Source organism: Acidovorax sp. (assembly GCF_046314175.1).
Classification (GTDB): domain Bacteria; phylum Pseudomonadota; class Gammaproteobacteria; order Burkholderiales; family Burkholderiaceae_C; genus Acidovorax.
Genome location: NZ_JBKBXG010000140.1, coordinates 1 through 7,679, shown reverse-complemented (window position 1 = coordinate 7,679; position 7,679 = coordinate 1). Strand labels below are relative to the sequence as shown.

Annotated in this window: 7 protein-coding genes; 2 read left to right on the top strand and 5 right to left on the bottom strand. The window is 65.0% G+C overall.

Features of this window, described 5'->3' with window-relative positions; translation table 11 throughout:
• Window positions 1-713: 713 nt before the first annotated feature.
• The 4 genes from ACK4OE_RS24220 to ACK4OE_RS24205 form a co-directional block, all read right to left on the bottom strand.
• Complete coding sequence (locus tag ACK4OE_RS24220) at window positions 714-1,952, bottom strand: M20 family metallopeptidase (RefSeq protein WP_409888897.1); 1,239 nt, start codon at window positions 1,950-1,952, stop codon at window positions 714-716.
• Window positions 1,949-3,727, bottom strand: coding sequence for a 2-oxo-4-hydroxy-4-carboxy-5-ureidoimidazoline decarboxylase (gene uraD, locus ACK4OE_RS24215; RefSeq protein ID WP_409888895.1), 1,779 nt, complete (start codon window positions 3,725-3,727; stop codon window positions 1,949-1,951). Before uraD ends, ACK4OE_RS24220 begins: the two co-directional genes overlap by 4 nt.
• Window positions 3,728-3,791: 64 nt before the next feature.
• Window positions 3,792-4,745, bottom strand: coding sequence for an allantoinase PuuE (gene puuE / locus ACK4OE_RS24210; RefSeq protein WP_409888893.1), 954 nt, complete (start codon window positions 4,743-4,745; stop codon window positions 3,792-3,794).
• Window positions 4,746-4,764: 19 nt separating this feature from the next.
• Window positions 4,765-5,433, bottom strand: a complete 669-nt coding sequence (locus ACK4OE_RS24205; RefSeq protein ID WP_409888892.1) for a GntR family transcriptional regulator — start codon at window positions 5,431-5,433, stop codon at window positions 4,765-4,767.
• A 107-nt stretch (window positions 5,434-5,540) separates the two neighbouring features.
• Here ACK4OE_RS24205 and uraH point away from each other — a divergent pair, with 107 nt between their 5' ends.
• A complete protein-coding gene (gene uraH / locus ACK4OE_RS24200) occupies window positions 5,541-5,891 on the top strand; it encodes a hydroxyisourate hydrolase (RefSeq protein ID WP_409888890.1) in 351 nt (116 codons plus the stop codon).
• Window positions 5,892-5,992: 101 nt separating this feature from the next.
• On the opposite strand, the gene ACK4OE_RS24195 is transcribed toward uraH, so the two are convergent.
• Window positions 5,993-6,475: a hypothetical protein gene (locus ACK4OE_RS24195; protein ID WP_409888899.1), complete on the bottom strand. Its 483-nt coding sequence runs from the start codon at window positions 6,473-6,475 to the stop codon at window positions 5,993-5,995.
• A gap of 163 nt (window positions 6,476-6,638) precedes the next feature.
• Here ACK4OE_RS24195 and xdhC point away from each other — a divergent pair, with 163 nt between their 5' ends.
• Window positions 6,639-7,448 carry a xanthine dehydrogenase accessory protein XdhC gene (gene xdhC / locus ACK4OE_RS24190; RefSeq protein ID WP_409888888.1) on the top strand — a complete coding sequence of 270 codons (810 nt, stop codon included), beginning with the start codon at window positions 6,639-6,641 and terminating at the stop codon, window positions 7,446-7,448.
• Window positions 7,449-7,679 lie beyond the last annotated feature (231 nt).

Genomic DNA, 7,679 nt, shown 5'->3' with positions numbered 1-7,679 from the left:
AGAACTCACTGCGCGCCTTTGGCGCTACGTTCAGACAACTGCGGCGAGTCAGATCACGAGGCATGCGCGCTTCGACGCGCATGCTCACCCCGCAACCGCCCCGACGCAGGCGCAGCCAGCAGGGGTTGGACAGCCGAACATCCGAACAGCCACACGGGCCTTTGCTTCGCTCGGCCCAGTCTGCGCAGCGCGTGGCGCTTGCGCCCGCGAGGTGGGGCCGAGCGCAGCGCAGCGAAGCAATGGCCCGAATGGATGTTGGATCCCCAGCCCCTCTGTATGCGCCGAGGAGCGCAGCGGGCGGGGTGGCATGTGTGTCGAAGGACACACATGCATCGTGGTCTAGCTCGCCGCAGTTGTTTGAACAGAGCGCGTCAGCGCGCAGTGAGTTCTGCGGCGCACCCCGCCCGCGAGCACCACAGGTTGCCCCAGCGCGCAGCGCTGGGGACGCAGACAGCGGGGTCGCCTTCTCTTTGGTGACTTTCTCTTGGCGACGCAAGAGAAAGTTACTGCGCCGCCGGGCGCACACCCCGGCTCCCGCCCTTAGCAAAGGCATGGGGATCGATCAGCGCACTGCTTCGACAACCTCAGCCCGAACGGCTGGGATGGCGCCCCGGCTTCGACAAGTTCAGCCTGAGCTGTTGCGCCAAATAAGCTATCAAAAAATAGCTAAAACCGCTTGTCAGTCAAGCGCTGGCGCCCAAAAAAACTCCAATCTATCCCGCCAACAAATCACTCAACGCCCGCGCCACCACCTTCGTCGCGCGGCGCAGGTCTTCCAGGTCCAGCCGTTCATCCGCCCGCTTGGCATGCGACTCCAGCACCGTGCGCGGCCCGGCGCCGAAGATGACGCCGGGGATGCCGCGTTCCACGTACAACCGCACATCGGTATACAGCGGCGTGCCGACAGCTGGCACCGGCTCACCCATCACCGCCAGCGCGTGCTTCTGTATGGCGTTGACCAGCGGCTGGTTGCCCGCCAGCGGCGTCATGGCGTTGGCCAGCAGTAGGCGTTTGATGTCCACGCTGATACCCGCCCGCTCGCCCGCCGCCTGTTCGATCACGCGGCGGATGGTGGCTTCAACCTCCACCGGGTTTTCTTCGGGGATCATGCGGCGGTCGAGCTTGAACATGACCTTGCCGGGCACCACGTTGGTGTTGGTGCCGCCCTCGATGCGGCCCACGTTCAGGTAGGGGTGCTTGATGCCTTCGACCTTGGACGTGACCTTCTTGTATTCATCGTTCTGCGCGTACAGCGCGTTCAGGATGTGCACCGCGCCCTGCAGCGCGTCGACACCGGTGTGGGGCACGGCAGCGTGGGCCATCTTGCCGTGCACCGTCACTTCCATCTGCAGGCAGCCGTTGTGGGCAGTGACGACCTCATAGCTGAAGCCTGCGGCAATCATCAGGTTGGGCTTTGTCAGGCCCTTGGCAAGCAGCCATCCGGGGCCCAGCTCGCCGCCAAATTCTTCGTCATAGGTGAAGTGCAGTTCGACCGCGCCCTGGGTGGGCTTGGCCACCGCTTCGAGGGCGCGCACGGCAAAGGTAAAGCTCGCAAAGTCGCCCTTGCTGACGGCGGTGGCGCGGCCGTACATCTTGCCGTCGACGATCTCGGCGCCGTAGGGGTCGTGGGTCCAGCCTTCGCCGGGGGGCACCACGTCGCCGTGGGCATTCAGGGCGATGGTCTTGCCGCCCTGGCCGTACGGGCGGCGCACGATGAGGTTGGTGATGGATTCCATCCCGTAGGCCACCACATCGGCGGCGGGCACGGCGTGTTTTTCGGCTTCGTAGCCAAAGTCTTTTAGCAGTTCTGCCGTGCGCTCGGCGTGCGGGGCGTTGTTGCCGGGCGGGGTGTCGGTGGGCACACGCACCAGGGCCTGCAGAAAGCGCACTTCCTCGTCAAAGTGCTTGTCGATCCAGGTGTCCAGCGCGTCGTAATGGGTGGTTGTCGTCATGCGTGTTGTTCCTCGGCAAGCTGGTGCAGCAGTTGCGTGAATGCGTCCACAGCCAGCTGGATGTCGTTGTTGGTGGTGCTTTCCAGCGGGTTGTGGCTGATGCCGGAGTTCTGGCCGCGCACAAAAAGCATGGCCTGGGGCATGATTTCGTGCAGCTTCATCGCGTCGTGGCCTGCGCCGCTGGGCATGCGGAACACGGGCACGCCCAGGGCGTCTACCGCGCGCTCCCAGTGGTGCTGCCAGGCGGGGGCGCTGGGGGCTGCTGCGGCGCGCATGGATTCTTCCAGCGTGTAGCGCAGGCCGCGCCGCTGGGCGATGCGCGCTAGTTCATCGAGCACGTCGCTGACCAGTGCATCGCGCTGCGGGTCGGTGGGGGCGCGCAGGTCCAGGCTGAACTGGCAACGGCCCGGCACCACGTTGATGGAGCCGCCGGGCACGTTCAGCAAGCCGATGGTGCCGACTGAGTCTCCGTCCTTGGCGGCACGCTGTTCGATGTACAGCGCCAGCTCGGCCACCGCCACTGCTGCGTCGCGGCGGCGGTCCATGGGGGTGGTGCCGGCGTGGCTGGCGGTGCCGATCATTTCGGCAATAAAACGCACGCCGCCGTTGATGGATGTGACGACGCCCAGGGGCAGGTCCAGTTCGTTGAGCACCGGGCCCTGCTCGATGTGCACCTCGACAAAACCCAGGTACTGCGCGGCGTCGCGCTGCAGCTTGGCAATGTCGTCGATGCACAGGCCGGCGTGCTCCATGGCGCTGCGCATGGTGATGCCTTCGGCGTCCTTCTGGTCCAGCCAGGCGGGATTGAAGTGGCCGATGAGCGCGCCCGATCCCAGGAAGGTGGCCTTGTAGCGCTGGCCTTCTTCTTCGGCAAAGGCGATGACCTCGATGCCAAACGGCAGGCGCTTGCCTGCGCGGTGCAGTTCACGCACGCAGGCCATGGGCACAAAGATGCCCAGGCGCCCGTCGTATTTGCCGCCGTTGCGAACGGTGTCGTAGTGGCTGCCGGTCATGAGGTAGCGTGCGCCGTCGGTGGCGGGGCGGTAGCGGCCCACCACGTTGCCCACGGCGTCGATCTCTACGTCGTCAAAGCCGCAGTCGCGCATCCAGTGGCTGATGCGCTGTGCGCAGGCACGGTGTGCGTCGGTGAGGTAGGTGACGGTGAGCTGGCCTTTTTCGGCAAAGCCGGGGTCGGAGTGTTCGGCCAGTTTTTCGGACCAGTCCCACGCATCGTTACCCAGCACCGGCTCAGCGGCAAACTTGTCTGCAAGGCGGATCTCGGCGATGCGATGGATATTGCGCAGCGCCTCGGCCACCTCGAAGTCCGGGTGGTTGTCCAGCCGCCGCGCAAAGGTGTCGATGATTTCTTTTTTGGACAGGCCTGCGCCCCGGGGCCCACGCACGGCCAGGATGAACGGGAAGCCGAAGCGTTCGTTGTACGCGGTGTTGAGCTGCTGAATGCGCTCGAAATCCTCGGGCGTGCACTGCGTGAGGCCCGCCTTGTTCTGCTCATTGGTCGATTCGGCCGTGAGGCTCTGAGCCACCATGGCCTTGCCCGCCAACTCGGGGTGGGCGCGGATCAGCGCCAGCTTGGCATCCAGCTCTGCCGTGCGCACCACCTGCGCCAGCGCGTGCTTGAGCTGCGCGAGCGACCGAAACGGCCGCTGCGCCAGCGCCTGCTCGGCGATCCAGGGGGAGTGTTCGTACAGGCCGTCCAGCAGCTGCAGGGCGTCTGCAGCGTTAGCGGTGTTGAGTTGTTCCAGAGTCAATGACATGGTGAATGCTTCAAAAAAGTGAGCTGCTAGCGCTTATGGATAAAGCGCTGGAGGCATATTTGGCTCATAAAACCGGCGCTGGGTAGCGCTGCGCCCAGTGGCGCGCGATGTCGATGCGCCGGGCCACCCACACCTTGTCGTGCTGCGCAATGTGGTCCAGAAAACGCTGCAGCGCCGTGATACGGCCGGGGCGGCCCAGCAGGCGGCAGTGCATGCCGATGCTCATCATCTTGGGTGCGTTGTCGCCGTTCGGGTCACCTTCGGCGTAAAGCGCATCGAACGTGTCCTTCAGGTACTGAAAAAACGGGTCGGCGTGTGAGTATCCCTGCGGCAGGGCAAAGCGCATGTCGTTGCAGTCCAGCGTGTAGGGCACGATGAGCAGGGGTGCCGTGCTGCCGTCGGTTTTGCGCACCTTCATCCAGAACGGCAGGTCGTCGCCGTAGTAGTCGCTGTCGTATTCAAAGCCGCCAAAGTCGGCCACCAGGCGGCGGGTGTTGGGGCTGTCGCGGCCGGTGTACCAGCCCAGGGGCCGCTCGCCGGTCATGCGCTGGAGGATGTCCATGGCCTCCTGCATGTGCGCGCGCTCGACGTCTTCGGGGATGTGCTGGTAGTGAATCCACTTGAGGCCGTGGCAGGCGATCTCGTGGCCCAGCTCGACAAAGGCCGCCGTGAGTTCGGGGTGGCGCTGCAAAGCCGTGGAGACGCCAAAAACGGTGAGCGGCAGCTTACGCTTCTCAAACTCGCGCAGGATGCGCCACACGCCAGCGCGCGAGCCGTATTCGTAGATACCTTCCATGCTCATGTGCCGCTCGGGGTAGCTGGCGGGGTTGAACATTTCAGACAGAAACTGTTCGCTGCCCGCGTCGCCATGCAGCACCGCGTTTTCGCCGCCCTCTTCGTAATTCAGCACAAACTGCACGGCAATGCGGGCGCCGCCCGGCCACTGCGCGTGGGGCGGGTTCTTGCCGTAGCCAATGAGGTCGCGGGGGTAGGGGGCGGTGGCGTCGTAGATCGTCATGGTGAAAAAGGCGTGGGGTTCAAGAGGCCAGCGCCGCAGCCAGGTCGCTGGCAGGGCGCTTGCGGTCAAAGGTCAGGCTGGCCTCCACGTGTTCGAGGTGGCTTTGCATCAGTGCCACGGCGCGCTCTTTGTCGCGCGCGGCCAGCGCGGTCACGATGTCGGCATGCTCCTCGTGCGAGTGTTCGGCCGCGCTGGCGGACTGGTACATCAGCGTGATGAGCGCGCAGCGCGATATCAAATCGCCCAGCATCTGCGCCAGCACTTCGTTGCCCATCAGCTCGGCCATGCGCACATGGAAGTCGCCCAGCAGCTCGGTGCGGCTGCTGGCGTCGGCGGTGACCATGGCGGCCTTCTCGCTGGCCACGTGGGCGCGCAGGGCCTTGATCTTGGCGGCCGTTGCGCTTTGCACAAAGGCGCGCGTCATCTCGGTCTCCAGCATGCGGCGCACGGCAAACACCTGGCGGGCTTCTTCAACAGAAGGGGTGGACACAAACGCGCCGCGCGCGGGCTCCAGCGTGACGAGCCGGTTTTGCGCCAGCTGAAAAAGCGCCTGGCGCACCAGCGTGCGCGACACGCCAAAGTGGTCGGCCAGTTTTTGCTCGGCCAGCTTGGTGCCGGGCTGCAGGCGGTGCTCTACGATGGCGCGGGTCAGCGCGTCAACAATGGCGCTGGTGGATGAGGATTCCATGGCGGCATGATACGGTGGATGGTGAAAAGTGTATACACTTTTGGTCTACACCCTGCGCCTTGGCCGCTTTCCAGCAGGACCGCAGTCCCCACTTCAGGAGATTCCCCATGGGCCTTAGCACCCACGTTCTGGACACCATGCACGGCTGCCCCGCCGCTGGCATGGAGGTTGCCCTGTATTCCACCCATGGCGACGCCGCCACATTGCTGCAGCGCCTGGTGCTCAACAGCGATGGCCGCACCGATGCGCCGCTGTTCGACAACGCAAGCCTGCGCACAGGCACCTACCGGCTGCGGTTTGACGTGGCGGGGTACTTCAAGGCCCGGGGCGTGGAACTGCCCGAACCCAATTTTTTGAACCAGGTGAGCCTGGACTTTGGCATTGCGCATGCCGACCAGCATTACCACGTGCCGTTACTGGTCAGCCCCTGGAGCTATTCGACGTACCGGGGGTCGTGAGGTTGCTCTTAAATAAATAGCTGGTTGCGCTTGTTAAATAAGGCGTTCAGATTGAAAGTAATCTGAAATCCAATGAAATCAAGCGCTGGCAGCTATCTTTTTTAAAGCTGCCCTTCGGTCAACGTGTCTAGCTGGAACTGCCCGCTCTTGTCCCACAGCCAGGTGTCTGTGTACGTCACCTTGCCCATGCGCGTGGGCACCGGGAAGGGGCCCGCGGCGCGCACGGTGCGTTCGATTTCGGCCACCACCTCTGGCGCGTGTTTGGGGGCACGCATCCAGTGCAGGCGGGTGACCTTGCCCGTGCGGTCGATATCGACCTCCAGCACGCCGATGGCATACAGCAGCGGCGGCAGCTTGCCTTTGAAAACGCGGTCCTTGTTCAGGCCATACAGGTGCGTGGCAGCGTCCTGGCGGTATGCGCGCGGTGTGTTGGCCGCTGATGTGCGGGCCGAACCCGCGCTGGCAGCCACGGGGCCTTTGACGCCTGTTGCCGGGTCGGTGCTGGGTGCGCGGCTGTCCTGCACGGGCGGCGGCGGCTCGGGGGCCGACTTGCAGGCTGCCACCAGCGCCGCCACAGCGGCCATGAGCCCGGCAAGCAGCCAGTGGCGGCTGCGGGTACTGGAAGGGCGCTCGGGGGCAGGAGACGGCATGATGGCTTTGATGTAGCTGGGGCGAGGCCCTGGTCTGCAGGGGCCGCGCGATGGGGTGAGTGATAAAGGAACTGGATTGACTGATTTGCGTTTACTGATGGACGCCCTCGTGGGCTCCACCGCTTGTCTCGTGCGCGTGGAGTCTACCGAAGGCTCGGCCCCGCGTGAAGCGGGCGCGTGGATGGCGGTGTTTGCGGACCACATCGTGGGCACCATTGGCGGCGGCCATCTGGAGCTGCAGGCCATCGCCGAAGCGCGCCGCCGCCTGGGTGGGGCGCCCGGCGCCGCCCAGGGGCAGCCGCCGATGCGTTTTGCCCTGGGCCCGGCGCTGGGGCAGTGCTGCGGGGGCGTGGTGTACCTGGGGTTTGAGCTGCTGACCGCAGCCGACTTGGCCCCCGCCGCGGGTCTGCGTGCGCGCCTGTCGCCGCATTTGCACCCGTTAGCCCTGTTCGGCGGCGGCCACGTGGGCCACGCGCTGGCGCGTGTGCTGGCGCCGCTGCCGTTTGCGCTGACCTGGATCGATAGCCGCGACGGCATCTTCCCCAGCCCCACGCCCGATGGCGTGGTGTGCGAGCACTCCGATCCCGTGCAACAGGCCGTGCCGCACTTGGCGCCCGGCAGCCGCGTGCTGATCATGAGCTTCAGCCACGCCGAAGACCTGGACGTCGTTGCCGCCTGCCTGCGCCGCCAGCGCGAGCAACGCGACCTGCCCTTCATCGGCCTCATTGGCAGCAAGACCAAGTGGGCGACTTTCAGCAACCGCCTGCACGGGCGCGGCTTTGCGCAAGATGAGTTGGCCCAGGTCACCTGCCCCATCGGCATCCCCGGCATTGAGGGCAAAGAGCCCGAGGTGATCGCGGTATCGGTGGCGGCGCAGTTGTTGCAAACGCTGCAGGAGGCAGCCTGAGGGTAATTCCGGCCCTGCGGTTCTCAGCGCGGACTGGAATCTGGAACAAATCCTGCATACACTTTTCACTGATTCATGGGTCGCAGCGGTGCCCCGGCCAGACACTTCCTTTTGGCCAAGGTGCGCGACCAAAATTTCTGCTCAGAGCGCCCGCAGTGGTGAGCAGGTTTGCAGCGCCCCGCGCTGCCAAGGTTGAGATATGGAAAGCTACTTTCTCGACTGGGCCAACCT